The organism is Rhodopseudomonas sp. BAL398 (assembly GCF_033001325.1).
Classification (GTDB): Bacteria; Pseudomonadota; Alphaproteobacteria; order Rhizobiales; family Xanthobacteraceae; genus JARJEH01.
In genome coordinates this window covers 2,027,406-2,051,227 of record NZ_CP133111.1, presented here as the reverse complement: position 1 = coordinate 2,051,227, position 23,822 = coordinate 2,027,406, and the positions used below count along the sequence as shown (strand labels likewise).

Genomic DNA, 23,822 nt, shown 5'->3' with positions numbered 1-23,822 from the left:
GATGAACAAGGTGTTTGCCGATCTGCCGGTCACGATCTTCGAGACGATGTCGCAGCTGGCGCGCGACAACAGTGCCATCAATCTCGGTCAGGGTTTTCCCGACGATCCCGGGCCGGCGGATATTCGCCGCGCCGCCGCCGACGCGGTGATGGACGGTTACAACCAATACCCCTCGATGATGGGCATCCCGGAGCTGCGGCAGGCGATCGCCACGCATTACGCCCATTGGCACGGCGTGACGCTCGATCCGGGGACCGAGGTGATGGTGACCTCGGGCGCCACCGAGGCGCTGGCCAGCGCCATTCTGTCCGTCGTCGAGCCCGGCGACGAGGTGATCGTGTTCCAACCGGTCTATGATTCCTATCTGCCGATCATCCGGCAGGCCGGCGGCATTCCGCGCCTGGTCCGGCTCGAGCCGCCGCATTGGCGGCTGACCGAGGAGTCGCTGCGGCGCGTGTTCAATCACAAGACCCGGGCCGTAATCTTCAACAATCCGCTCAACCCCGCCGCCGTGGTCTATCCGCGCGAGGATCTCGAATTGCTGGCGCGATTCTGCCAGGAATTCGATGCGGTGGCGATCTGCGACGAGGTCTGGGAGCACGTCACCTTCGACGGCCGCAGCCATATTCCGCTGATCTCGATCGATGGCATGCGTGATCGCTGCATCAAGATCGGCTCGGCCGGCAAGATCTTCTCGCTGACCGGCTGGAAGATCGGCTTTGTCTGCGCCGCCCCGCCGCTGTTGCGGGTGGCCGCCAAGGTGCATCAGTTTCTGGCGTTTACGACGGCGCCGAACCTGCAGGTCGCGGTGGCCTATGGGCTCGGCAAGGCCGACGATTACTTCCTGCAGATGCGCACGGAGCTGGCCAAAAGCCGTGATCGGCTGGCTCAGGGGCTTGAACGCCTCGGCTTTCCGGTGATCCAGTCGCAAGGCACCTATTTTCTCACCGTCGATCTAGCCCCCTTGGGATTGAACGAAACCGACGAGGCGTTCTGCAAGCGGATCGTCGCCGACTACAAGGTCGCGGCGATTCCTGTCTCGGCGTTCTACGAGGAGGATCCGGTGACGTCGGTGGTGCGGTTCTGTTTCGCCAAGCAGGACCAGACGATCGACACCGCGCTCGAGCGGTTGTCGGACGCGGTCCATGGCCGCTGAGGCGCTGCCGATCCGCGGCGCGCTGCGGCTTGCCGCGCTGATCGTCGGCGTTTGCGCGCTGCTTGGACAGCCGGCGCGGGCGCAAGATCGCACCGTCAATTTCTACAATTGGTCGAACTATATGGCGCCCGGCGTGCTCGACGAGTTCACGCGGGAGACCGGGATCAAGGTCGTCTACGACACTTTCGACGCCAACGAGACCCTGGAAACCAGATTGCTGGCCGGCAAATCCGGCTACGACGTCGTGGTTCCCACCGCCTATTTCCTGCAGCGGCAGATCGCCGCGCATATCTTCCAAAAGCTCGACAAGTCGAAGCTGCCGAATCTGCACAATGCCTGGGACGTGGTGACGCGGCAGCTGGCGGTCTACGATCCGGGCAATCAATATGCGGCGAACTACATGTGGGGCACCACCGGGATCGGCTACAATGTCGATGCGGTGCGCAGGATCCTCGGCCCCGACGGTGCGATCGACAGCTGGGATATGATCTTCAAGCCGGAGAATCTGGCGAAGTTCAAGGATTGCGGCGTCCACATGCTGGATTCGGCGGACGATATTCTGCCGGCGGCGCTGAACTATCTGCATCTCGATCCGAATTCCACCAAGCCGGCCGACCTCGACAAGGCCGCCGAACTGGTCGGCAAAGTGCGGCCGTTCGTGCGCAAGTTTCATTCATCGGAATATCTCAGCGCATTGGCGACCGGCGAGATCTGTTTGGTGGTCGGCTGGTCGGGCGATATCAAGCAGGCGCAGCGCCGCGCCGCCGAGGCCAATAACGGAATCCATATCGGCTATGCGATTCCGAAGGAGGGGGCCCAGATGTTCTTCGACAATCTGGCAATTCCCGCCGATGCCCCCCACGTGGAAGAGGCCCATGAGCTGATCAACTTCCTGTACCGACCGGAGATCGCGGCACGCAATTCGAACTTCCTGGCCTACGCCAACGGCAATCTGGCCAGCAAGAAATTGATCGACCCGAAGGTGATCGGCGACAAGACGATCTATCCGGACGCCGCGATGCAGGCGCGGCTGTTCATCATCACCGCCCGCGACGCCGCCGCCCAGCGCATCATCAACCGGCTGTGGATCAGGGTGAAGACGGGGCGGTGAGGGCCTCATCCTGACAGCCTGACCGAAAAAGAAACCACTCAAATCAAGCTGGATTCGTCATTGCGAGCCGAGGCCGGCGCGCAGCGCCGTCCGAAAGCGAAGCAATCACGGGGCGTCAGGCAAGGACGGGATTGCTTCGTCGCAGGTGCTCCTCGCAATGACGGCCTTGACGGCTTGATTCTATTGATCGCTTCTTGAATTTGACTCTGAGGAGGCGCTCTTGCGCCGTCTCGAAGGATGAGGCTGCAATCGCCGACGCAGGGCCTTCATGCTTCGAGACGCGCGCAAGAGCGCGCTCCTCACCATGAGGCTGTCGCTATCGCCACCGCCGATGCAGCCATAACCATTGCTCGGGATGTTCGCGCACCCAGCCTTCCACCACCGAGGTCACCGCCTGCATGGTGCCCTGGATGTCGATCTTGCCATCGGCGTCGCGGACAGGGGGGATTTCCTCGGATAGTTCGGCGCGGAAGCGGTCGTTGGGCAGCCGCACCAGCCGGACGCCGTGGATCGGGCATTCGATCTGGCGCAACAGCCGGGCCAGCATCGGATTGGCCTTGGCCTTGCGGCCGAAAAACGTCACGTCGACGCCGTTGGAAAAATGCTGATCGATCAACATGGCGACGTGCTTGCCGTCCTGCAGCGCCTGCGCCAGCTTGAACGGGGCGCTGCTGCCGGCGGCGACCAGCGTTCCCATCTTGACCGAGCGCAGCTCCTGGATAATGCGGTCGACCGAGGCGATGTTGGGGCGACGAAACAGCACCGCGGTATCGAGTCCATGCGCGACCGCCGCGACCGCCGGCAATTCCCAATTGCCGAGATGGCTGGCAAAGATCAGCGCCGGCTTGCCGTCGAGCCGCAACTGCTCGAACAGTTCGAGCGTGCGCGGCGTGATCTCGACCCGGCCACGCTCCGGATGATCGGGGTCGAAATCCCAGACATGATCGAGGTGGGCGAATTCGGCGGCGACCCGTCCGAGATTTTCCCAGACGCCGGCGAGGATCGTCTCGATTTCCTCCGGCGACTTCTCCGGGAACGCGGCGGTCAGATTGGCGCGGCCGATCTTCTGCTCCGGCAGCAGCGGCCCGACCCTGCGGGTCTGGCGGCCGAAAAAATTCGCGGTCTTGATCGGATCGAAATGCCGAGTCAGCCGCAGCATGCCGATCGCAAGCCCACCGACCAGCGAGCCGACGACGGGCTTGATCGCCTTCTTGGCGCGCAGCTTGGCCCGGAGCAGTTGTAGGCGCATCAGAACCGGACGACGATCTTGCCGAACACCTGACGGCTCTCCATCCGCTTCAGCGCGGTGCCGACATCGTCCAGCGGCACTTCGGTATCGATCACCGGCACCATGCCGGCGGCCATCTTGTCGAGGCTCTGGGCGATGTTGGTCATGGTCGCGCCGAACGAGCCGAAGATGCGGTATTGCTGCTGAAACAGCTGCATCAAATTGATGGTCGCGGTCGGGCCCGAGGTCGAGCCGCAGGTGACCAGACGACCGCCGCGCTTCATCACCAAGAGTGAGCCGTTGAAGGTGTCGGCGCCGACATGTTCGAACACGACGTCGACGCCCTTTTTCTTGGTGATTTTTCGGGTCTCGTGCTCGAAGCGGTCGTTGCGGTAATTGATCACATAGTCGGCGCCGAGCTTCTTGACGCCTTCGATCTTGGAATCGTCGCCGACGGTGGTGATCACGGTGCAGCCGATCGCCTTCGCCATCATGATGGCGACGGTGCCGATTCCGGAGCCGCCGGCATGGACCAGGATGGTCTCGCCGGGCTGCAGTTTCGCATTGTCGAACAGCATGTGCTGCACGGTGGAAAACGCGATCGGCGCGCAGGCGGCGTCGCGCAGCGACACGCCGGCGGGCACCGGAATCACCAGCCGCTCCGGCATGTTCAGAAGCTCACGGGCGAAGCCGTCGACGTGGAAGCCGATCAAGCCGCCGACATTCTCACAGAAATTGTCGCGGCCTTCGCGGCAGGCTTGGCAATGGCCGCAGGTCTGCGCGCCATACATCACGACCGGCTGCCCCGGCGTGAAGCGCGTCACGCCGTCGCCGACCGCGACGATCTCGCCGGAGGCTTCGGCGCCGACCACGATCGGCAATTTGCGCTTCACGAACGCCATGCCGCGAAAGCCCCAGACGTCGATGTGATTGAGTGCCACCGCGGCGACGCGAATCTGCACCTCGCCGGCCGCCGGCGGCGGGGGAGGCGGCATATCCACGACCTCCAATTGGCGGTCGGCGATCAAAGTGAGCGCACGCATCGATCGTGTCCTCGGCTGCAATGATAGTTGTAGGCGCTGGGGTATCGCCGCTGCCGCCATGGCGTCAACCCGGCGGCGGCGTCAACGCCTCGCAATGGCGGCTAGACCGGCTCGCGGGTCAAAATCAGCGAGGCGTTCTGGCCGCCGAAGCCGAAGGAGTTCGACATCACCGCACTCATGCGGGCGTCGCGTGCGACGTTGGGCACCACATCGAAGGGAATCGCCGGATCGGGGACGTCGTAATTGATAGTCGGCGGAATCCGCTGATGTTCGAGCGTCAGCAGCGAGAACACGGCTTCCACCGCGCCGGCCGCAGACAGGGTATGGCCGACCATCGACTTGTTCGACGACACCGGAATCGTCTTGGCGCGCTCGCCGAAGATGGCCGAGATGCCCTGATATTCCATCTTGTCGTTTTCCGGCGTGCCGGTGCCGTGGGCATTGATGTAGTCGATCTGGTCGGCGGCCAGACCAGCATCCGACAGGGCATTGTTGACGCAGCCGACGATCGGCTTGCCGTCGGGGCTGGAGCGGGTGCGGTGAAACGAATCGGCGAGTTCGCCGCAGCCGGCGACGATGCCGAGGATGGTGGCGCCGCGCGCGATGGCGGCCTCATAGCTTTCCAGCACCAGCGCACCGGCGCCTTCGGCCATCACGAAGCCGTCGCGATTCTTGGCGAAGGGCTTGACCGCGGCTTGCGGCGGATCGTTCTGAGTGGACAGCGCCGACAGCAGCGAAAACCGGATCAGCGCCTCGGCATTGACCGAGCCGTCGGTGCCGACGCACAGCGCGGCGTCGGCCTCGCCGCGGCGGATCGCCTCGACGCCGAGCTGGATCGCGGTGGCGCCCGAGGCGCAGGCGGTGGAGACCGAAATCGGCGAGCCCTTGGTGCCGAACGTTTCCGCCAGATGGTCGGCGACCGAGCCGAACATGAAGCGATGGTGATAGGCCGCGAATTGGCCGCCGCCGCTGGCGCGCAGCAACGCATCGTAATTGATCTCGGTGTTGGCGCCGCTGGCGCGCGCCACTTCCTGGCGCGGCAGCCATTCCAGTTCGACCGGGGCCACGGCGAGAAACAGCGGGCCGGGGAAATCGCCCTTGGTGCCGATATCGGCCTGGGCGATGGCTTCGTCGGTGGCGATGTTGGCGAGGCGCTCGCCCAGCACGGTCGAGGAGAACGGCTCAACCTTGATGAAGTCGATGGCGCCGGCCATCGTCGATTTCAGACCCTCGACCGGAAACCGGGTGATGGTCTTGATGCCGGATTCGCCGGCGGTCAGCCGGGTCCAATTGTCGGTCTTGCCGATGCCGAGCGAGGTGACCACGCCCATGCCGGTGACGACCACGATCGGTCGGCCGAATTTATCGCGCGTAACTGTCATGACGTCCCCATTGGTCGGGTGGTCGGGTTCAACTGACGGCCTCTACAAGCGCCATGCCTTCGCCGCGCCAGTGTCCGGTCCCGGTGACCACAATCTGGGTCGGGGCGGCGGTCATTTCAATCTCCGCCCCGGTTGGATCGTTGGGTGGAAACAATGCGCCGTGCGAGAGCGCCAGCGCTGCCAGCGCGATGCCGAGCGGAAATTGTGCCTCGATGGTGTGGCCGAATGCGGTTGCGAAGGCGCGCACCGGATGGTCCGGGTGCTGGCGCAGAAACGCCCGCTCCTCGGCGGTCGCGGGTTCGGTTCCGGTGGCGCCGGAGATGATGGCGGCGTCGCTTTGCACCGCACCGAGCTTCGACCACAGCGTCTCCATGCTCGCCGTCACCTCGCCGGGATGCGCCCGCCGTGTCAGATCGGACACCACATTGGTCAGCCGCGCATAGGGCTTGGCGCCGCGCGCCTGGGCGTGCGGCTTCGATTCGATCACCAGAAATGCGCCGGCGGAGCCCAGCGTGAACCCGCCTTTCGGTTCGCGCGCCCAGACCGGCTGGAACGTGTCCTTCAGATTGAAGTCGCCGAACTCGTAGAGCATCAACTGGTCCTTGCGCTCGCCGTTCAGCGCCGCGCCGACCAGCGCGATGTCGCTCTGACCCGCCGCGATCCGCGCCAGCGCGATCCGCACCGCGTCGACGCCGGCGGCTTCTTCGCCCATGAAGGTGCGCGACGAGCCGGTGACGCCGTGGACGATGGCGATATTGCCCGCCAGCAGGTTCGACAGCTGCGCCAGAAACAGCGTCGGACGCAGATCGTTCATCAGCCGTTCGTTGAGGAAGCCGGGTGGCGAACTGCCCTGCGCGTCCGAACTCAGAATCGCGGAATCCACCGCCAGGTCGCGCTCGCCGCCACCGGCGGCGACGATCATGTCCATCTTCGACAGGATCGCGCTATTGCCCTTGATGCCGGCGGAGTCCAGCGCCAGCCCGGCCGCATAGGTGCCGATCCGCTGCCAGGCTTCCATCTGGCGTTGATCGCCCTTTTTGGGGATCTGGGTGTCGAAGCTGACCGGCGCCAGCGGATGCACGATATAGGGCGCAAAGCTGGTGCTATCGACATTGATGCGCCGCTGAGCCAGCGCGTCCCAATGGGCGCCGAGGCCATCAGCCAGCGAACTGGCAAGGCCGATGCCGGTGATCCAGGCTTCGACGGGTTCGGCGCGGGTGTTGTCCATGTCAGCCATCGGTGTCAGCCATCGGTCATCGCCTGTTCGGGAAAGCCAATGCGCTTGGCCATCACTTCCATGTGTCCGCGCAGATCGGCGTTGGGGAACGGCACATGGCGGAACGTCAGGGTGGCGTTGCACGCCAGTTTGCCGCCGCTCATGATCTTCGCCGCCGTCATGGTGAAGCCAGATCCTTCGTGAACGATCGATGCCTCGATCGTCAGCGTCTCGCCGGGCGTGACGAAGGTCCGCATCTTGGCTTCCTTGACCGCCGCCAGAAATGGCATGCGCTGGAATTTCATCAGCGCGATCTGCAACCAGCCCGAGGTCTGCGCCATGGCTTCGATCAGCAGCACCCCCGGCATCAGCGGATAGCCGGGAAAGTGGCCCTCGAAGATCGTGCTTTCCTGCGGCACCTGGGCTTCGACCGTAATGGTCCGCTCATCGAGATTGAGCTCGGCGATTCGATCGATCAGGTGGAAATATGCGAGGTTCATGGCGCCGGCGGCTAGGCGCCCTTGGCGGCGACCAATTCGTCGATGCGCGCGCTGAGATTGCTGAGAACGAAATATTGCTGGGTGGTCGCCTTGCCGTCATTGACCTCCTGGGTCCATTTTTCCAGCGGCAGCTTGATCCCGAAGGCCTTGTCGATCGCAAAGGCGATGTCGAGGAAATCCAGGCTGTCGATGCCTAGATCGTCGATTGCATGGCTCTCCGGCGTAATCGTGTCGCGCGGAATGTCGCAGGTTTCCGCGATGATGGTGGCGACTCGATCGAATGTGGAAGTCATCGTTAAGCCTTTGATAAGCGGAATAAAAAGGGCCAATTGGCGGCGCCAGTCGGGCGCTCGGCCGGCCGCGCTGTGATGGGTGAATGCCCGTATAACGGAGCGCTGCCCCGAGTTCAATGGCGCGGAAAAACGGCGGATTTGCCGGATCTGCGCCGTCGGCCGCGGCTTGCCCCGAAACTCAGCCCGGCGGCGAGGCGATATGGGCGCAATCGAGCCGGCCCATCAACACGCAGTCCTGGTTGCGACGCAGATCAGCGATGCTGGTGGCGAGCCAGACGCCGATCGCGGCGAGCGCCACCGTAAAGGCGAAGGCCGCGGCGTTGGCCAGCATGCGGTGCCGAAAATCGTCGGGCTCGTCGCCGCGCGCATAGCGCGACAAATCGTTCGCCGGTCGCGGCCCGCCGAGCGGCGGGACGTCCTGGTCCTCCGGCAAACGCGCTGCGTTGCGCGGCCGAAACTGCAGCACGCGATGCTCGTCGTCCGAAATCGGGGAGGGCTGATTGTTCATGGCCGGTCCGCGGCATTGGTTGCCGCTTGATACCATATCGCGGCGGCCAGGTCAGGAAAACTCGGACCCGCGTGGCTTCGTCCATCGTCTACTGGCGCTGCACTGCACGCGGCGCGTCACAAGGGCGGCGGATCGCTCGGCGCCGGCTTCGGCTCCTTGTCGGCACCATTGTCCTTGCCGCCGAGCAGGCGGTGCAAGGCGCGTTCGGTTGGGCCGCCGACGATCAGCACCAAGAAAGTGATCGCCAGCGCGACCGATATGATCGGCCATTGGCCGATGCCGCAGGCGACGCCGACGCAGGCGGTGAGCCAGGTGCAGGCCGCGCTGGTCAAGCCGTGAATCCGGGCATGGCGCTCGGTGCGGATGATGACCCCGGCACCGAGAAAGCCGATGCCGGTGAGGATGCCCTGGATCACCCGGCTGGTGGCGTCGGTGATCGCGCCGCTACGGCCCGAGGGATCGGCCACCATCACGATCATCGCGGTGGCAAGGCTGACCAATCCCAGCGTGCGCAGGCCGATCGGCTTGCCATGCAGGTCGCGGTTGAGACCGATGGCGCCGCCGGCCAGCGTTGCGACGCCAAGACGCAAGAGGATGTCGGGCCAGTCCAGCACGGCGAGAGCCCGCGGCTATTTCGGCAACCGTCCCATCAGATAGAATTCGTCGTTGGGGCGCATGCTGGTGACGTTGGCCATCCGGTTCGACAGCGCGAAGAACGCGGCGATCGCGGTGATGTCCCAGATGTCGTCGTTATTGAAGCCGTGGCGCGTCAGCTCGGCGAAATCCGGCTCGGCAACCGATGCGGCGTCGCGGCTCACCTTCATGGCGAAGTCGAGCATCGCGGTCTGCCGCGGCGTAATCTCGGCCTTGCGGTAGTTGACCGCGATTTGATCGGCGATCTGCGGATTCTTGGCGCGAATTCGCAGGATCGCCCCGTGGGCGATGACGCAGTATTGGCACTGATTGGCGGCCGAGGTGGCGACCACGATCATCTCGCGCTCGGCCTTGGTGATGCCGCCGTCCTTATCCATCAGCGCGTCATGATAGGCGAAGAAGGCGCGGAATTCGTCGGGGCGGGCGGCCAGCGCCAGGAAAACGTTGGGCACGAAGCCGGATTTGTCCTGCACCGCGACGATGCGGGCGCGGATGTCCTCGGGCATGTCGGCGAGGGCAGGGATCGGAAAGCGTGGGGCAGCTTCGGTCATGGGGCGGGTCCGCAGGGCGCGTGATGCGCGGCTGCGAACCATAGGCGATCACGCCGCCCGCGCAAGTCGCGCGTGGCGACGAGAGGCGCGCGCGCTAGCGCAGCGGCTTTTTCAACAGCGTGAAGCGGTCCGGATCGAGGCCCATCGAGGGCTGCAGCATCGGCGCTTCCATTGCGCGGGCCAATGGGCGTTCCATCGATCCCGGATCGTTGGGCACGTCGCGATGCGAGGTGGCACCGCGCCAGCGTTCCAGCACCGCGCTGACGAAGTGCATATCGTGGCCGGCGGCGGCCGACGGCACGGTCGACATCGCCGATTCCGAGCGCGGCAATTGATGCTGCGGCACTTCCTTGAAGCGCAGCCGGGTCGGCAGCGCCACGCCTTCGCCGAACGCCAGCACCTCGCGGGTGCCGAGCGAGGGCACGAAGGACAGCAGATTGGCGGCGGCATCCGACACCGCCGATCGCAGCAGCGTCTGGTCGCGCTCATTGGCGAGCCGCATCGCAAACAGCGTGTTGCATTGCGAGATGATGGTCGGATCGAGTTCGGCCGGCCGCTGCGTCACCAGGCCGAGATAGACCCCGTATTTGCGGCCTTCCTTGGCGATCCGTGACACCGCCTTGCGGGTCGGGCCGAAGCCGATATTGCGGTCGGCGGAGGCGTAGCGATGCGCTTCCTCGCAGACGAACAGCAATGGCGAGACGCCGTCGCTCCACAGCCCGAAATCGAACGCCATCCGGCACAGCACCGAGACCACGGAATCGACGACTTCGGCGGGGAAGCCGGCGAGCTGCATGATGGTCATCGGCTTGCCATTGGCCGGCAGCCGGAACAGATGGCTGATCACGTCCGCCATGGTGTCGCCGCCGACATTGGCATTGTCGAACATGAAGGCGTAGCGCGGATCGTTGCGCACCGTCTCAATTCGCGAGATCAGCTTGTGATACATGATGCGCGAGGAGCGGTTTTCCAGTTTGCCCATGCGCTCGTCGATCAGCGAGATCAGATCGACCAACCGATACGGCACCGGCGTATCGGCGGTGTAGCCGATGGTCTTCGGATCGATCCGCTTCAGCCCGATCCGGTCGGCGTTCTGATACTGGGTATAGACGCCCTTGGCGATCGGGATCACTTCCGCCAGAATATCCAGCTCTTCCGGCACGCCGGGGCGGCCGCCGAACAGCACGTCGACGATTTCCTCGAAATTGAACAGCCAGAACGGCAGCTTGAGATTGCGCGGGTTCAACACCAAAGCGCGGTCGCCGAAGCAGCGGCCATATTCATTGTGGACGTCGAGCAGGAAGATCCGCAGGTGCGGCCGCGATTTCAGGATCTCGTTGAGCAGCAGCGAGACGCCGGTGGACTTGCCGACGCCGGTGGAGCCCAGCACGGCGAAATGCTTCGACAGCATTTCCTCGATGTCCACATAGGCGATCACCGAGGGGTCCTGCTGCAGCGTGCCGACATTGATCTGGTCCGATCCGGTCGGCGCATAGACGATCCGCAGATCCTCGCTGGAGATCAGCTCGACCGCGTCGCCGATGGTCGGATAGTTGGTGACGCCGCGCTGGAATTTCGGCCGCGCTCCGATGGTGATGATTTCGCCGAGCAGATCGACCGAGGCGTTGGCGATATAGGAATCGTTCGCCGGCATGTTCTCGCAGGAGACCTCGGTGATCATCGCCACGATGGTCGAGGTCGCGGTGCGGATGCTGATGAAGCGGCCGACCGTCGCGCGCACCATGGCGGGCGCCAGGCCGCTCGCCATCAGCAAGCCGACCCGCGCCAGCGATCCGCGCACGGAAATCACCTTGCCGAAGGAAGACGGGGAATTAGCTTCTGCCATTCTCACGAGTCCAAATCATGTTCGTTTCGACTGGCGACTATGCGAGCGCTTGCTGGACAAACTGTTAAGCAGAAATGTCCGAATGCCGCGGGTTTTCGCTTTAGATGCGCGCTCGCAAAACGCCCGCCACAATTGATTGCTGATTTCTTTAGTAAAATTGAACGTGTCGCCGGCGTGGGGTAAATTGCCGGGTCGGCGGCGTTAACGGGTTGTTGACCATCGCGGAATCTGAGCGCGGCCAGCGCTTCATCAACACCGAACCGTGCCCCGGACGCAGCGCAACGCGCCGTGCAGCGGTGTGGTGCGCTGCAGAGCCGGGGCACCGGTAGTGTCGGCGGCAGAAGCGGGGTCCCGGTTCTACGAAGCGGCACTGTGTGCCGCATCGCGCCCGGGACACGGGCGGAGAAGTCGGATTCGCTTGTCAAATGGAGTCCGGGTTCGCTCGCAAGTTCGCGCCCCGGAATGACAAACGAGAAAGCACAACGTTTCGCTTATTCGGCGTCGCGGCGGGAGGCGCGTGAGCCTCAGCCGACGAATTCGCTGCGCTTGTAGCCCTGCGCATAGAGCAGCGCGGTGAGGTCGCCATAGTCGATCCGGCCGTGGGCCGCCGCCGCCACCGCGGGCTTGGCGTGGTAGGCGATGCCGAGGCCGGCGGCCTGGATCATGCCGAGATCGTTGGCGCCGTCGCCGACCACCAGCGTGTCGATGGCGTCGATGTCGTCGGCCTCGCGCAGCTCCAGCAGCGTCGCCAGCTTGGCGGCGCGGCCGAGGATCGGTTCGGCGACGCTGCCGGTGAGTTTGCCGCCCTCGACCAGCAGCTGATTGGCGCGGTGCTCGGCGAAACCGAGCTGTGCTGCGACCGCGCCGGTGAACTGGGTGAAGCCGCCGGAGACCAGGCAGGTATAGGCGCCGTTCGCCCGCATCGTGGCGACCAATTCGCGGCCGCCCGGCGTCAGCTTGATGCGGCTGGCCAGCACCTCGTCGATCACGCTCACGGCCAGGCCCTCGAGCAAGGCCACGCGCTCGCGCAGCGCCGATTCGAACTCGATCTCGCCGCGCATCGCGCGTTCGGTGATGGCGGCGACATGGGCTTTCAGCCCGGCGAAATCGGCCAATTCGTCGATGCACTCCTGGCCGATCATGGTGGAATCCATGTCGGCGAGAAAAAGCTTCTTGCGCCTTGTGGCGGCAGGTTGCACCACCACGTCGATCGGCAGGTCGCCGCGCGCGGCGCGCAGCCGCTCGGCGAGGGCGAGGGCGTCGTCGGCGCTGGCGAAGGTGATGTCGGCGGCGACGCCGTCATGCAGCCAGACCGCGTCGTTGGGGGCAGGCAGCACCGCGCGGGCGCCGTCGATCACCGTGGCATCGAGCGCGGGCTCGTTGGGATTGCAGATCAGCGTGGCGACGAGCGACATGGCGGACGACATCGGACAGGGGGAAGGGACAGCGGCGAAGGCGGTGCTTATCGCAGGGCCGACCGCCAGCGGCAAGTCGGCCTTAGCGCTGCGGCTGGCGCAAGCCCGCGGCGGCGTGGTGATCAACACCGATTCGATGCAGGTCTATCGCGATTTGCGGGTTTTGACGGCGCGGCCGACGCCGCAGGACGAGGCCGCGGCGCCGCATTGGCTCTACGGCACCGTTGATGCCGCGGTGAATTTTTCCGCAGGGGCCTGGGTGGCGGCCGCCACCGACATGCTGGCGCAGGCGCGTGCCGAGGGCCTGCTGCCGATTTTCACCGGCGGGTCGGGGTTGTATTTCAAGGCGTTGACGCGGGGGCTGTCGGCGGTTCCGCCGGTTCCATCGCCAATTCGCGACGATGTCCGGGCGCGGCTGGCGCGCGACGGCGTCGAAGCCCTGCATGCCGAGCTGGCGCGGCGCGATCCGGCGACGGCGGCGCGGCTGCAGCCGGCCGATCGCAGCCGGGTGGCCCGGGCACTGGAAGTGATCGAAGCCACCGGGCGCTCGCTGACTGATTGGCATGGCGAGGGCCTGCCGCCATTGTTGCCGCCGGACGGAGTGGTCGCGCTGTTTCTGGCGCCGCAGCGCGAGGACCTCTATGCCCGGATCGACGCGCGGTTTGACACCATGCTGGAGCAGGGCGCTCTGGACGAAGTCGCGGCGCTGGCCACCCGCAACCTCGATCCGCTGCTGCCGGCGATGAAGGCCCATGGCGTGCCGGCGCTGATCCGTCATCTGCGTGGCGAGATTTCGCGCGACGAAGCGGCGGCGATCGGCGCCGCCGACACAAGGCATTACGCCAAGCGGCAATTCACCTGGTTCCGGCACCAATTGCCCGAATTCGAATGGATCGCGCCGGAGGCGACGGGCGCCTGGCTGGAGCGGCAGGTGCCGCTTTGACGCGCCGTTGATTTCCGTGTCCCGGACGCGGTGCAGCGCGCTTGCGCTGCTCCGCAGAGCCGGGACCCCGCTTTGCTGCGCGCCAAACCGGGGCCCGGATCAGCAGCGCACCACGCCGCAAGGGCGGCGCGTTGCGCTGCATCCGGGGCGCGGCGGCCAAGCAAACGGTGCTTCATTTGGTGGAGATGGCGCAAGCGTGCTTGCCGCCTTATCCGTCTGCCCCATCGTCGTCGGCTTGGCCAAACCCGGCCGCATAATCGCGGCCGGCATAAAACACCCGTACGATGCGCACGACGTCATCCTCGATGCGAAAGGCGATCGCGGCGCGATGTTCGAAGCCGAGGATCCGAATCCCGGGCGCCAGATCGTCGCGTTTGACGCCGCGTTATGGAAATGTCGCGAGCTTCATGCATGCGGTTTCGATGCGATCGATATAGGCCGCGGCGCGGGCACGGCCGGCTCTGGCGGCGATATAATCGTAGAGTTCGAACAGGTCGGCGGCGGCCTTTGGGCGGAATCGGACCCTATAGGTCACGTCGTTTAATCGTCAGTTGGTTTGGTGGTCACTTGCTGCTGGTGATGATCGCGCAGCCGCGCGAACACATCCTCCGCCGCAAGATCGGCGCGGGGATCGGACAGCGAGGCGGCGATCTTGTCGTGCATGGCCGCATTGACCAACGCCTCTTCGCGGTCGAGCGCGCGCAAGGCGGCGCGCATCACCTCACTGGCAGACTCGTACTCGCCGGAGGCAAGGCGGCGGTCGACACTGGTCTGCTGCTTGCCGAGGGTGACGGTGATAGGCTTGCTGGTGCGCATCGGCTGGACCCTTTCGGATTGATATAGCAGTTTTGCATGACACTGTCATACTCTGCTGCGGAGGCCTGACGTGGTGGCGGGGCCGGCTGCCCGATTTTCCGGCTCGCGAAGCGGCGGAAATCCGGCTAAGGTCTGATCGCGCGCGCGGCTGTCCTGCCTTGACTTTCCTTGGTTGGTCAGTATGTTTCGCGCAACCTTTGGGAAGCTCGAGCAGTAATATGCGAAACAAAATTACCAGCCTCCTTATCGTCGTCGTACCCTGGCGCATCGCCGGGGGTGGCTGAGGCCATCCCGAAACGGACGATGCGCACAGGGCCTCTCGGGCCCTTTTTTATTGTCCGAACCACTTGAGAAAGTCAGCGCGACCAGCGCATCCGGAGCAGCCAATGACCACCGCAGCCAGCGATACCAACAGCCACGATGCCAATCAGATGACCGGCGCGGCGATGATCGTCCGCGCCATGATCGATCATGGCGTCAAGCACATCTTCGGCTATCCGGGCGGCGCGGTGCTTCCGATCTATGACGAGCTGTTCATGCAGTCCGAGCAGCTGCAGCACATTCTGGTGCGCCACGAGCAGGGCGCCGGCCATGCCGCCGAGGGCTATGCCCGCTCCACCGGCAAGCCCGGCGTGGTGTTGGTGACGTCCGGTCCGGGCGCCACCAACATGGTGACGCCGTTGGCCGACGCCTTGATGGATTCGATCCCGCTGGTCTGCATCACCGGCCAGGTCCCCACCCATCTGATCGGCAATGACGCGTTCCAGGAATGCGACACCGTCGGCATCACCAGGCCCTGCACCAAGCACAATTGGCTGGTGCGCGACATCAAGGATCTGGCCCGGGTGCTGCACGAGGCGTTCTATGTCGCGACCTCCGGCCGGCCCGGTCCGGTGGTGGTCGACGTGCCGAAGGACGTGCAGTTCGCCACCGGCACCTATCATCCGCCGCGCAAGGACGACGTCCACGTCTCCTACGTGCCGCGGCAGAGCGGCGACGACGCCCAGATCCGCAAGGCGGTGGCGCTATTGGCCGGCGCCAGGAAACCGGTGATCTACACCGGCGGCGGCGTGATCAATTCCGGCAATGAGGCCTCGAGACTGCTGCGCGAGCTGGTCGAGGTCACCGATTTTCCGATCACCTCGACGCTGATGGGGCTCGGCGCCTATCCGGCCTCGGGCAAGAACTGGCTCGGCATGCTGGGGATGCACGGCACCTACGAGGCCAATATGGCGATGCATGATTGCGACGTCATGCTGTGCATCGGCGCGCGCTTCGACGACCGCATCACCGGCCGCACCGACGCGTTCTCGCCGAACTCCAAGAAGATCCACATCGATATCGATCCCTCGTCGATCAACAAGAACATCCGCGTCGACGTGCCGATCATCGGCGACGTCGGCAATGTGCTGGGCGCGCTGCTGGGCATCTTCAAGGCCGAGGCCAAGAAGCCCGACATCAAGCCGTGGTGGGCGCAGGTGGCGACCTGGCGGGCGCGCAATTGCCTGGCCTATCGCAAGAACAACGACGTGATCCTGCCGCAATTCGCGATCCAGCGCCTCTATGAGGCGACCCGCGGCCGCGACACCTACATCACCACCGAAGTCGGCCAGCATCAGATGTGGGCGGCGCAGTTCTTTGGCTTCGAACAGCCCAAGCGCTGGATGACCTCAGGCGGGCTCGGCACCATGGGCTACGGCTTGCCGGCGGCGCTCGGCGTCCAGGTCGCGCATCCCGACAGTCTCGTCATCGACATCGCCGGCGACGCCTCGGTGCAGATGACGATGCAGGAAATGTCGACCGCGGTGCAGTACGAACTGCCGATCAAGATCTTCATCCTCAACAACAACCATATGGGGATGGTGCGGCAATGGCAGCAGCTGCTGCATGGCAACCGGCTGTCGCATTCCTATTCGGAAGCGATGCCGGACTTCGTCAAGATGGCGGAGGCCTATGGCGGCGTCGGCTTCCAGGTGTTCAAGCCAAGTGATCTCGACGGCGCGATCATGGACATGATCAAGGTGAACAGACCGGTGCTGTTCGATTGCCGGGTGGCGGCGCTGGAAAACTGCTTCCCGATGATCCCGTCCGGCAAGGCGCATAATGAAATGCTGTTGCCGGCGGAAGCCAATGACGAGACCACCGCGGCGGCGTTCGCCGGCGGCAAGGCACTGGTGTAACGGCGCAACGGCAGGGGCCAGGCCGATGTTCGATCTGCAGCAATTGGAACGCGCGCACGCCATCGTGCGCGCCGCGATGCCGCCGACCCCGGCCCACCATTGGCCGCTGCTGTCGCAGCGGCTCGGCGCGACCGCGATCGTCAAGCACGAGAACCATACGCCCACCGGCGCCTTCAAGGTGCGTGGCGGGCTGGTCTATGTCGATCGGCTGAAGCGCGAGCGGCCGCACACCGCCGGACTGATCTCGGCGACCCGCGGCAATCACGGCCAGAGCCTGGCCTATGCGGCGGGCCGTCACGGCCTGCCGGTGACCATCGTGGTGCCGCGCGGCAATTCGGCCGAGAAGAACTGCGCGATGCGGGCGTTCGGCGCCGAGCTGATCGAGCACGGCGACGATTTCCAGGCTGCCCGCGAGGAAGCTGGCCGCCGCGCCGAGTCGAGCGGGCTGGAGCCGGTGCCGGCGTTTCATCCCGATCTGGTACTGGGCGTTGCGACCTATGCGCTGGAATTGCTGCAAGCGGCGCCGGATCTCGACGTGCTCTATGTGCCGATCGGGCAGGGCTCCGGGATCTGCGGCTGCATCATCGCGCGCGACCTGCTGGGGCTGAGAACCGAGATCGTCGGCGTGCAGTCGACGCTGGCGCCGTCCTACGCGCTGTCCTTCGCCGCCGGCACCATCGTCACCACCGAGACCAGCGATACGTTGGCCGACGGGCTGGCGACGCGGATTCCCGATCCGAACGCGCTTTCGATCATCCGCAAAGGCGCGTCGCGCATCGTGCAGGTCAGCGATGCCGAGATCGCCGCGGCGATCCGCGCCTATTGGACCGATACGCATAATCTCGCCGAGGGCGCTGGCGCCGCCACTTTGGCGGCGGCGTTGCAGGACAGGGCAAAGCTCGGCGGCCGACGCGTCGGCTTGATCCTGAGCGGCGGCAATATCGATTTCGACCTGTTCAAGCAATGGATCGCGCCCGACGCCGCGGCCGTTGGCGCCGGCAAGGAGTTGGCGTGATGAAGGACGATTTGCAGGATTTGACCACGCGGCGCGCCACCCGCCGCCGTCATCGCCCGGCTTGACCGGGCGACCCAGTATGCCGCGATGCCGAATTGATAGTTGGCGTCACGGAATACGGGATCCCCGCTTTCGCGGGGGTGACGGCAGGAGATGCGGCCGCGCCGACGACAACCGAACTGTCCGGCGCTACCGGACCACAGACCGACAGGAAACCGAGATGAACCAGCCCGCCTCCGCCTATTTCATGGAAGATCGCATCGACCCGATCGAGACCCACACGCTGTCGGTGCTGGTGCAGAACGAGCCCGGCGTGCTCGCCCGCGTCATCGGCCTGTTCTCCGGCCGCGGCTACAATATCGAAAGCCTCACCGTGTCGGAGACCGAGGCGCACAAGCACGTCTCGCGCATCACCATCGTCACTACCGGCACGCCGATGGTGATCCAGCAGATCAAACACCAGCTCGACCGCATGGTGCCGGTGTATCGCGTCGTCGACATGACCACATCGGGCCGCTCGATCGAGCGTGAATTGGCGATGGTGAAGCTGCGCGGCACCGGAGATCATCGCGTCGAGGCGCTGCGCCTGGCCGAAGCCTTTCGCGCCCGAGTGATCGACGCCACCATTGAGAGCTTCGTGTTCGAGATCACCGGCAATTCGCAGAAGATCAATCAGTTCATCGATCTGATGCGGCCGCTCGGCCTGGTCGAAGTCTCCCGCACCGGCGTCGCCGCAATCGGCCGCGGTCCCGAGGGGATGTGACGGCTGGATTTTTGCGCGGGCCGGATATACATTGGATATCCGGAGCTCGGAGGTGGACGATGAAGGGGCAGATTGCTCAATGGGGCAATAGCGCAGCTATTCGGATCCCGAAACCGATCCTGGAAGATTTGCGGATTGCGGCGGGCTCGGAGGTCGAGATGTGGGTGGAGGGGCACGAGCTGCGGATGCGGGCCGTCCCTGCTGTGACCAGCTATCGCCTCGAGGATCTCCTTTCCCAGATCAGTCCCGACAATATTCCGGAGATGGAAGAGTGGCCGCCGGTCGGGGCGGAAATCATCGACGATGACTATTCAGGCTGACGGCGTCCCGGACCAGGGACATCTCGCTTACGTCAACCTCGATCCGCGGGTGGGGCGCGAGCGGTCGGGCAACCGGCCATGCGTCATTCTGACCAGCTCCGGCTACCATGCGAAGACGAGCTATATGGTGATCTGTCCGATCACCACCAACATGACGCCCTATCCGTTCAAGGTCGTGTTGCCGGCTGGGTTGCCGATCGGCGGCGCTATTCTGGTCGATCAGATCAAATCCGTCGATCGTGAGGCGCGCGGCTGCCGCGTCGTCGGTGTGGTGCCGGAATCGGTCATGGCCGACATCCGCGGTCTTCTGGTTGCCCTGCTGGGGCTCGGTGGCGGGCGCTGATTACGCATTATAGCGCCATGGATACGGGACGGCGCCCCGCGATCCGCGCCGGATCCGGTCGCGCTTAGCCGATGGCCTTGGCGATGTCCTCGAACGAGTGGTTGGTCAGGTCTTTGGCCAGTGACGAGATCAGCGCGGCCTCGACGGTCTTGTGCATGATCGGGCGCATCTGGCCCAGCGTCTGCGGGTCGGCGATCAGCACCAGCTTGTCGAACTCGCCGCCGAGCCTCATTTTGTTCAGCGTCTGCGTCAGTTGCTTGGCGAAGGTGGCTTCGTCGGTCTGGCTCTCGGTCTGTTCCTCCGGGCGCGATCCGGACGGGCCGTCGTTCAACAACTCGTTCGGCGCGAGCCGGCTTTCCTCGCGCAATTCGATCTGCCCGCCCTTGCCGCTGTTGCGTAGCAGCATCGCGCCACCGCCATCTGCGACCACGACGAGGGTATTGTGCGGAATAATGGCCATGAGGGGCTCCTGTTATTGACGGGACGGCTGGGGTCGCGGCCCGCGGGCGCTGGACACCCGAGAGGGAACAGGCGGCGCGCCGGATTGTTCCCCGGCCTCGTCCACCGCTGCAAGGTCGACGCCTTGCAGGGTCGACGCCTTATTCCAGTCGACCGATCGCATCACGCTGAACGAGCCGTCGGTTTCGAGCACCACCGCATCGACCTCACCAGCGTGAGAGATGCCCTTGCCGCGCAACACGGCCGCGACTTCGTCGCGCGTGACTCGCTGCGCGCGCAGCGCCGATTCGATGAACGCGCCGTTGCGTAGCAACAAGGTCGGCTCGCTCTTCACCAGGTTCTTGAACCAGGGCAGCCGCAGCGACGCCCAGGTGATGGCGAACTGAAATCCGATCAGCAGGGCGATCGCCAGCACGCCCTCCATCAAAGTCACGTTCTTATTCAGCAGCACGGTCGCCAGCGTCGAACCGAGGGCGACGGTGACCACCAGATCGAACGCATTCAGCTTGGTCAGGGTGCGCTTCCCCGACAGCCGCAGCAACGCGACCAGCGCCGCATAGGCGAGGGGGGCGACCCAGAGAATCTGGACGATCCCGCTCCAGCTTTCGGATGACATGGCGTTCGACCTCTCTGCGCGCTTTCTGCGCGGGCCTGGCGGGCGGCGTTGCCCTGACCCGTCGAATCTACCGGGCGCTGCAAGCGAGGCCCGTGATGGCCCCGCCTGCCAGTGCGGCGGAAATTTACTTGTTGTCGCTGCTATTGCCGGACGCGGCGGAGTTGCCCGAGCTGGACTTGCCGGGCGACATCGCGCTGCCGGTGGTGGCGGAGTTCTGGTCGGTGTTCATCGCTGAAATCATCGTCATCGAATGCGGACCAATCATCATCAGCACCGGATCGCCGTCGCTGTCCTTGGCCTGCACGGTGAACGATCTCGGCACCACCTTGACGTCGGTGTAGCCGGCCTTCTGCAGCTTGCTGCGGATTTCCTGCGGCAGGCTTCTGGCATCCTGCGCGTTCTGGTTGGAACTCATCTTGTTGGTGGATTTCGTCGTCGTATTATCGGCCGACGGACCGGGGCCGGCGAAGGCGGCCTGGCTCAACGCGGTCGACAGGATTGCACATGCGAGAAGTTGTTTGATCATCATGATGTTTCCCTTGGTCGGTTGTCGCCCCCGCCGAACCAATCCGCTGCACTACGCATCGTTCCGATTTGAAGTATTGCCAGTTTGTCACGCGGCGCGCGGGTAGCAGGCCCGCGATCCGGTGGCTGTCCTTGGCTGGCCGGATGGGCTAGGAACCCGACACATCAGCGGGCGCGTCGAGATCGAATGGCCCGGCGAGGAAACGCAATGAAGCCAGCCGACATCGCGCTCGCGCTCGGGGTCGCGGTGATCTGGGGGCTGGGATTCGTCTTCACCCGCTATGCCGTCACCGAGATGTCGCCGACGCTGCTCAATCTGGTGCGGTTCGCGATTACCGCGCTGCCATGCCTGCTGCTGCCGCGGCCGAAACTGGCCTGGCCGGTATGGATCGGCATCAGCCTGTTGCTGGTGTGGCAATATCTGACCCAGACCTGGGGTCTCGCCCAGGGCGTACCGCCGGGACTGACCGCGGTGATCGTGCAGAGCCAGGCGCTGTTCACCATCGCCTTTGCGGCGCTGCTGCTCGGCGAGCGGCCGACCCGGGTGCAACTGATCGGTATCGGCGTCGCCGCCTGCGGGCTGTTGATGATCTGCTTCACCGTCGGCTATGATTTCACGTTTTTCGCCTTTGCCGTCACCATGACGGCGCCGATCAGCTTTGCCTTCACCAATCTGCTGCTGCGGAAGGCCCGCGACGTGCCGATGCTCGATCTATTCGCCTGGGTCAGCCTGGCGTCGCTGCCGCCGTTGGTCGCGGCGTCCTTGCTGGCCGACGGGCCGGCGGCGATCTGGGCATCGCTGTCGCATCTGTCGCCCGGGGTGATGGGCTGCCTGCTGGCGCTGTCGATCGGCAGTACCACGATCGGCTACTGGATCTGGGGCCGGCTGCTGCACGCCTATACGGCGGCGCAGGTGGTGCCGTTCGCGCTGCTGGTGCCGTTCATCGGGGCAGGGGCCTCGGCGATCGTATTCGGCGAGCAATTCGGGCCGCTGCGGCTGTCCGGCATGCTGATCGTGGTCGCCGGGATCGCCATCATGCTGCTGTTCGGGCGCGCCCGGCCGCTGCCGGAAGTGGCCTGAGCCGATGTCGCAGGATCTGCTGATCGGCTTCATCGGCTTTGCCGTGGTGATGTTCTTCACGCCGGGGCCGAACAACATCATGCTGCTGACCTCCGGCCTGAATTTCGGCTTTCGCCGCACCGTGCCGCATATCGCCGGCGTCGCGTTCGGCTTCGCCTTCATGATCGCGGTGACCGGGCTTGGCCTCGGCGCCGTGTTCACCGCCTATCCGATGTTGCAGGTCGTTCTCAAATATATCGGGGCGGCCTATCTGGTCTATCTCGCGGTTGTAATCGCGCGCGCCGGCCCGCCCGAGTCCGGCGCGGCCGAGCGGCGCCGGCCGATGACCTTTCTGGGGGCGGCGCTGTTCCAATGGGTCAATGTCAAGGGCTGGGTGATGGCGATCGGCACCATCACCGCCTATGCGGCGATTGCGTCCTATCCCTGGAATATCCTGCTGCAGACCGGATTGTCGCTGCTGCTGGGGGTGCTCTCGGCGGTGACCTGGGCCTGGTCCGGTACCGCGCTGCAGACGCTGGTGAAGTCCCCGCGAGCGGTGCGGGCGTTCAACCTGGCGATGGGGCTTTTGCTGCTGGCCTCGCTATATCCCGTGCTGCGGGAGCCGTAACCGAGCCATGAGCCCCCACGGGGGGAGAAATCACCGCCACGGGCTTGTCTCGGGGCGGCCGCCGCCCTAAAAACCGGCGGCATTTCAGGAACCGGCGCCGGGGGCGTGATCGGGTTCGTCAACAAGCCGGAAACAAAGGAACCACCATGCGAGTTTACTACGATCGTGACGCCGACCTGAACCTGATCAAGGGCAAGAAGGTCTGCATCATCGGCTATGGCAGCCAGGGCCATGCCCATGCGTTGAACCTGAAGGATTCCGGCGTCAAGGACGTGGCGATCGCGCTGCGCAAGGACTCGACCTCGGCCAAGAAGGCCGAAGCCGCCGGCTTCAAGGTGATGGAAGTCGCCGAGGCCGCCAAATGGGCCGACGTCATGATGATGCTGACCCCCGACGAATTGCAGGGCGACATCTATCGCGACCATCTGCACGCCAACATGAAGAACGGCGCCGCGCTGCTGTTCGCCCATGGCCTCAACGTGCATTTCAACCTGCTCGATCCGCGCGCCGATCTCGACGTGCTGATGATCGCCCCGAAGGGCCCCGGCCACACCGTGCGCTCGGAATATCAGCGCGGCGGCGGCGTGCCCTGCCTGATCGCGGTGCACAAGGATGCGTCGGGCAACGCCCATGACCTCGGACTGAGCTACGCTTCGGCCATTGGTGGTGGACGCGCGGGCATCATCGAGACCTCGTTCAAGGAAGAATGCGAGACCGACCTGTTCGGCGAGCAGGTGGTGCTGTGCGGCGGCCTGGTCGAACTGATCAAGGGCGGCTTCGAGACCCTGGTGGAAGCCGGCTACGCGCCGGAAATGGCGTATTTCGAGTGCCTGCACGAGGTGAAGCTGATCGTCGACCTGATCTATGAAGGCGGCATCGCCAACATGAACTACTCGATCTCCAACACCGCCGAATACGGCGAATACGTCACCGGCCCGCGCATCGTCACCTCGGAGACCAAGGCCGAGATGAAGCGCGTGCTCGACGATATCCAGAGCGGCAAATTCGCCCGCGACTGGATGCTGGAAAACAAGGTCAACCAGACCTCGTTCAAGGCCACCCGCGCCAAGCTCGCCGCCCACCCGATCGAGGACGTCGGCGCCAAGCTGCGCGACATGATGCCCTGGATCAAGAAGGGCGCGCTGGTCGACAAGACCAAGAACTGAGCATGCTGAGCCGGGGCCGTTACGGAACACAGCATCTGCAACGGTCCCGGTTCTGCGAAGCGGCATAAGAATGCCGCATCGCGCC

Annotated in this window: 27 protein-coding genes; 11 read left to right on the top strand and 16 right to left on the bottom strand. The window is 64.8% G+C overall.

Annotation, left to right across the window (positions count from 1 at the left end):
- Nucleotide 1 precedes the first annotated feature (1 nt).
- Complete coding sequence (locus tag RBJ75_RS09875; protein WP_044407590.1) at nt 2–1,156, top strand: aminotransferase; 1,155 nt, start codon at nt 2–4, stop codon at nt 1,154–1,156.
- Entirely contained in the window at nt 1,146–2,267 is a 1,122-nt protein-coding gene (locus RBJ75_RS09870) for a polyamine ABC transporter substrate-binding protein (RefSeq protein ID WP_044407587.1), read from the top strand. The genes RBJ75_RS09875 and RBJ75_RS09870 overlap by 11 nt, the downstream gene beginning before the upstream one ends.
- Nucleotides 2,268–2,583: 316 nt before the next feature.
- Here RBJ75_RS09870 and RBJ75_RS09865 read toward each other — a convergent pair whose 3' ends face one another.
- From RBJ75_RS09865 to serB, 11 genes are all read right to left on the bottom strand, one after another.
- Nucleotides 2,584–3,516 (bottom strand): lipid A biosynthesis lauroyl acyltransferase, encoded by a 933-nt coding sequence (locus RBJ75_RS09865; protein ID WP_044407584.1) that lies wholly within the window; start codon nt 3,514–3,516, stop codon nt 2,584–2,586.
- Complete coding sequence (locus tag RBJ75_RS09860) at nt 3,516–4,538, bottom strand: zinc-binding dehydrogenase (protein ID WP_044407581.1); 1,023 nt, start codon at nt 4,536–4,538, stop codon at nt 3,516–3,518. The genes RBJ75_RS09865 and RBJ75_RS09860 overlap by 1 nt, the downstream gene beginning before the upstream one ends.
- Nucleotides 4,539–4,639: 101 nt before the next feature.
- Nucleotides 4,640–5,920, bottom strand: coding sequence for a beta-ketoacyl-ACP synthase (locus RBJ75_RS09855; RefSeq protein ID WP_044407579.1), 1,281 nt, complete (start codon nt 5,918–5,920; stop codon nt 4,640–4,642).
- Nucleotides 5,921–5,948: 28 nt separating this feature from the next.
- Nucleotides 5,949–7,157, bottom strand: a complete 1,209-nt coding sequence (locus RBJ75_RS09850; protein ID WP_044407576.1) for a beta-ketoacyl-ACP synthase — start codon at nt 7,155–7,157, stop codon at nt 5,949–5,951.
- Nucleotides 7,158–7,162: 5 nt separating this feature from the next.
- Nucleotides 7,163–7,636, bottom strand: a complete 474-nt coding sequence (locus tag RBJ75_RS09845; RefSeq protein ID WP_044407573.1) for a 3-hydroxyacyl-ACP dehydratase FabZ family protein — start codon at nt 7,634–7,636, stop codon at nt 7,163–7,165.
- 11 nt (nt 7,637–7,647) lie between these two features.
- A complete protein-coding gene (locus RBJ75_RS09840) occupies nt 7,648–7,929 on the bottom strand; it encodes an acyl carrier protein (RefSeq protein WP_044407570.1) in 282 nt (93 codons plus the stop codon).
- Between the two features lie 178 nt (nt 7,930–8,107).
- Entirely contained in the window at nt 8,108–8,437 is a 330-nt protein-coding gene (locus tag RBJ75_RS09835; RefSeq protein WP_044407567.1) for a hypothetical protein, read from the bottom strand.
- Between the two features lie 116 nt (nt 8,438–8,553).
- On the bottom strand, nt 8,554–9,051 hold the full coding sequence (locus RBJ75_RS09830; protein WP_044407564.1) for an MgtC/SapB family protein: 498 nt from the start codon (nt 9,049–9,051) through the stop codon (nt 8,554–8,556).
- Nucleotides 9,052–9,066: 15 nt separating this feature from the next.
- On the bottom strand, nt 9,067–9,642 hold the full coding sequence (locus tag RBJ75_RS09825; RefSeq protein ID WP_044407561.1) for a peroxidase-related enzyme: 576 nt from the start codon (nt 9,640–9,642) through the stop codon (nt 9,067–9,069).
- Between the two features lie 94 nt (nt 9,643–9,736).
- A complete protein-coding gene (locus RBJ75_RS09820) occupies nt 9,737–11,488 on the bottom strand; it encodes an ATP-binding protein (RefSeq protein WP_044407558.1) in 1,752 nt (583 codons plus the stop codon).
- A gap of 524 nt (nt 11,489–12,012) precedes the next feature.
- On the bottom strand, nt 12,013–12,903 hold the full coding sequence (gene serB, locus RBJ75_RS09815; protein WP_044407621.1) for a phosphoserine phosphatase SerB: 891 nt from the start codon (nt 12,901–12,903) through the stop codon (nt 12,013–12,015).
- On the opposite strand from serB, the gene miaA reads away from it, so the two are divergent.
- Nucleotides 12,902–13,846 carry a tRNA (adenosine(37)-N6)-dimethylallyltransferase MiaA gene (gene miaA / locus RBJ75_RS09810; protein ID WP_044407555.1) on the top strand — a complete coding sequence of 315 codons (945 nt, stop codon included), beginning with the start codon at nt 12,902–12,904 and terminating at the stop codon, nt 13,844–13,846. The two genes, serB and miaA, sit on opposite strands and share 2 nt — an antisense overlap.
- Before the next feature lie 385 nt (nt 13,847–14,231).
- Here miaA and RBJ75_RS09805 read toward each other — a convergent pair whose 3' ends face one another.
- Both RBJ75_RS09805 and RBJ75_RS09800 read right to left on the bottom strand, forming a co-directional pair.
- Nucleotides 14,232–14,381 (bottom strand): type II toxin-antitoxin system RelE/ParE family toxin, encoded by a 150-nt coding sequence (locus RBJ75_RS09805; protein WP_234707340.1) that lies wholly within the window; start codon nt 14,379–14,381, stop codon nt 14,232–14,234.
- Nucleotides 14,382–14,386: 5 nt separating this feature from the next.
- The gene (locus RBJ75_RS09800; protein WP_044407549.1) at nt 14,387–14,662 is read right to left on the bottom strand and encodes a type II toxin-antitoxin system ParD family antitoxin; all 276 of its coding nucleotides are present in this window, start codon (nt 14,660–14,662) and stop codon (nt 14,387–14,389) included.
- 386 nt (nt 14,663–15,048) lie between these two features.
- Between RBJ75_RS09800 and RBJ75_RS09795 the strand changes: the two genes are divergently transcribed.
- The 5 genes from RBJ75_RS09795 (at nt 15,049) to RBJ75_RS09775 (ending at nt 19,283) form a co-directional block, all read left to right on the top strand.
- On the top strand, nt 15,049–16,842 hold the full coding sequence (locus tag RBJ75_RS09795; protein ID WP_044407546.1) for an acetolactate synthase 3 large subunit: 1,794 nt from the start codon (nt 15,049–15,051) through the stop codon (nt 16,840–16,842).
- Nucleotides 16,843–16,867: 25 nt separating this feature from the next.
- Nucleotides 16,868–17,857, top strand: coding sequence for a threonine dehydratase (locus RBJ75_RS09790; protein ID WP_044407542.1), 990 nt, complete (start codon nt 16,868–16,870; stop codon nt 17,855–17,857).
- 220 nt (nt 17,858–18,077) lie between these two features.
- Nucleotides 18,078–18,620, top strand: coding sequence for an acetolactate synthase small subunit (gene ilvN / locus RBJ75_RS09785; protein WP_044407539.1), 543 nt, complete (start codon nt 18,078–18,080; stop codon nt 18,618–18,620).
- Between the two features lie 59 nt (nt 18,621–18,679).
- Complete coding sequence (locus RBJ75_RS09780) at nt 18,680–18,940, top strand: AbrB/MazE/SpoVT family DNA-binding domain-containing protein (RefSeq protein WP_044407536.1); 261 nt, start codon at nt 18,680–18,682, stop codon at nt 18,938–18,940.
- A complete protein-coding gene (locus RBJ75_RS09775; protein ID WP_052628854.1) occupies nt 18,924–19,283 on the top strand; it encodes a type II toxin-antitoxin system PemK/MazF family toxin in 360 nt (119 codons plus the stop codon). Before RBJ75_RS09780 ends, RBJ75_RS09775 begins: the two co-directional genes overlap by 17 nt.
- Before the next feature lie 64 nt (nt 19,284–19,347).
- Here the strand turns inward: RBJ75_RS09775 and RBJ75_RS09770 are convergent, their stop codons facing one another.
- The 3 genes from RBJ75_RS09770 to RBJ75_RS09760 all read right to left on the bottom strand — a co-directional run bounded on the left by RBJ75_RS09770 (nt 19,348) and on the right by RBJ75_RS09760 (nt 20,887).
- Nucleotides 19,348–19,743 (bottom strand): host attachment family protein, encoded by a 396-nt coding sequence (locus RBJ75_RS09770; RefSeq protein WP_044407533.1) that lies wholly within the window; start codon nt 19,741–19,743, stop codon nt 19,348–19,350.
- A 12-nt stretch (nt 19,744–19,755) separates the two neighbouring features.
- Complete coding sequence (locus RBJ75_RS09765; protein ID WP_080900923.1) at nt 19,756–20,358, bottom strand: DUF421 domain-containing protein; 603 nt, start codon at nt 20,356–20,358, stop codon at nt 19,756–19,758.
- Between the two features lie 124 nt (nt 20,359–20,482).
- A complete protein-coding gene (locus RBJ75_RS09760; RefSeq protein WP_052628853.1) occupies nt 20,483–20,887 on the bottom strand; it encodes a hypothetical protein in 405 nt (134 codons plus the stop codon).
- Nucleotides 20,888–21,091: 204 nt separating this feature from the next.
- On the opposite strand from RBJ75_RS09760, the gene RBJ75_RS09755 reads away from it, so the two are divergent.
- From RBJ75_RS09755 to ilvC, 3 genes are all read left to right on the top strand, one after another.
- The gene (locus RBJ75_RS09755; protein ID WP_276156175.1) at nt 21,092–21,964 is read left to right on the top strand and encodes an EamA family transporter; all 873 of its coding nucleotides are present in this window, start codon (nt 21,092–21,094) and stop codon (nt 21,962–21,964) included.
- Nucleotides 21,965–21,968: 4 nt separating this feature from the next.
- A complete protein-coding gene (locus tag RBJ75_RS09750) occupies nt 21,969–22,571 on the top strand; it encodes a LysE family translocator (RefSeq protein ID WP_044417681.1) in 603 nt (200 codons plus the stop codon).
- 146 nt (nt 22,572–22,717) lie between these two features.
- A complete protein-coding gene (gene ilvC / locus RBJ75_RS09745) occupies nt 22,718–23,737 on the top strand; it encodes a ketol-acid reductoisomerase (RefSeq protein WP_044417679.1) in 1,020 nt (339 codons plus the stop codon).
- The last annotated feature ends 85 nt before the right edge of the window (nt 23,738–23,822 follow it).

What these genes read in the sequence shown, in the direction of transcription:
- RBJ75_RS09875 (WP_044407590.1), top strand. Translation starts at nt 2, where the DNA reads ATGAACAAGGTGTTTGCCGATCTGCCGGTCACGATCTTCGAGACGATG.
- RBJ75_RS09870 (WP_044407587.1), top strand. Translation starts at nt 1,146, where the DNA reads ATGGCCGCTGAGGCGCTGCCGATCCGCGGCGCGCTGCGGCTTGCCGCG.
- RBJ75_RS09865 (WP_044407584.1), bottom strand. Translation starts at nt 3,516, where the DNA reads ATGCGCCTACAACTGCTCCGGGCCAAGCTGCGCGCCAAGAAGGCGATC.
- RBJ75_RS09860 (WP_044407581.1), bottom strand. Translation starts at nt 4,538, where the DNA reads ATGCGTGCGCTCACTTTGATCGCCGACCGCCAATTGGAGGTCGTGGAT.
- RBJ75_RS09855 (WP_044407579.1), bottom strand. Translation starts at nt 5,920, where the DNA reads ATGACAGTTACGCGCGATAAATTCGGCCGACCGATCGTGGTCGTCACC.
- RBJ75_RS09850 (WP_044407576.1), bottom strand. Translation starts at nt 7,157, where the DNA reads ATGGCTGACATGGACAACACCCGCGCCGAACCCGTCGAAGCCTGGATC.
- RBJ75_RS09845 (WP_044407573.1), bottom strand. Translation starts at nt 7,636, where the DNA reads ATGAACCTCGCATATTTCCACCTGATCGATCGAATCGCCGAGCTCAAT.
- RBJ75_RS09840 (WP_044407570.1), bottom strand. Translation starts at nt 7,929, where the DNA reads ATGACTTCCACATTCGATCGAGTCGCCACCATCATCGCGGAAACCTGC.
- RBJ75_RS09835 (WP_044407567.1), bottom strand. Translation starts at nt 8,437, where the DNA reads ATGAACAATCAGCCCTCCCCGATTTCGGACGACGAGCATCGCGTGCTG.
- RBJ75_RS09825 (WP_044407561.1), bottom strand. Translation starts at nt 9,642, where the DNA reads ATGACCGAAGCTGCCCCACGCTTTCCGATCCCTGCCCTCGCCGACATG.
- RBJ75_RS09820 (WP_044407558.1), bottom strand. Translation starts at nt 11,488, where the DNA reads ATGGCAGAAGCTAATTCCCCGTCTTCCTTCGGCAAGGTGATTTCCGTG.
- miaA (WP_044407555.1), top strand. Translation starts at nt 12,902, where the DNA reads ATGGCGGACGACATCGGACAGGGGGAAGGGACAGCGGCGAAGGCGGTG.
- serB (WP_044407621.1), bottom strand. Translation starts at nt 12,903, where the DNA reads ATGTCGCTCGTCGCCACGCTGATCTGCAATCCCAACGAGCCCGCGCTC.
- RBJ75_RS09800 (WP_044407549.1), bottom strand. Translation starts at nt 14,662, where the DNA reads ATGCGCACCAGCAAGCCTATCACCGTCACCCTCGGCAAGCAGCAGACC.
- RBJ75_RS09795 (WP_044407546.1), top strand. Translation starts at nt 15,049, where the DNA reads ATGACCACCGCAGCCAGCGATACCAACAGCCACGATGCCAATCAGATG.
- RBJ75_RS09790 (WP_044407542.1), top strand. Translation starts at nt 16,868, where the DNA reads ATGTTCGATCTGCAGCAATTGGAACGCGCGCACGCCATCGTGCGCGCC.
- ilvN (WP_044407539.1), top strand. Translation starts at nt 18,078, where the DNA reads ATGAACCAGCCCGCCTCCGCCTATTTCATGGAAGATCGCATCGACCCG.
- RBJ75_RS09780 (WP_044407536.1), top strand. Translation starts at nt 18,680, where the DNA reads ATGAAGGGGCAGATTGCTCAATGGGGCAATAGCGCAGCTATTCGGATC.
- RBJ75_RS09775 (WP_052628854.1), top strand. Translation starts at nt 18,924, where the DNA reads ATGACTATTCAGGCTGACGGCGTCCCGGACCAGGGACATCTCGCTTAC.
- RBJ75_RS09770 (WP_044407533.1), bottom strand. Translation starts at nt 19,743, where the DNA reads ATGGCCATTATTCCGCACAATACCCTCGTCGTGGTCGCAGATGGCGGT.
- RBJ75_RS09765 (WP_080900923.1), bottom strand. Translation starts at nt 20,358, where the DNA reads ATGTCATCCGAAAGCTGGAGCGGGATCGTCCAGATTCTCTGGGTCGCC.
- RBJ75_RS09760 (WP_052628853.1), bottom strand. Translation starts at nt 20,887, where the DNA reads ATGATGATCAAACAACTTCTCGCATGTGCAATCCTGTCGACCGCGTTG.
- RBJ75_RS09755 (WP_276156175.1), top strand. Translation starts at nt 21,092, where the DNA reads ATGAAGCCAGCCGACATCGCGCTCGCGCTCGGGGTCGCGGTGATCTGG.
- RBJ75_RS09750 (WP_044417681.1), top strand. Translation starts at nt 21,969, where the DNA reads ATGTCGCAGGATCTGCTGATCGGCTTCATCGGCTTTGCCGTGGTGATG.
- ilvC (WP_044417679.1), top strand. Translation starts at nt 22,718, where the DNA reads ATGCGAGTTTACTACGATCGTGACGCCGACCTGAACCTGATCAAGGGC.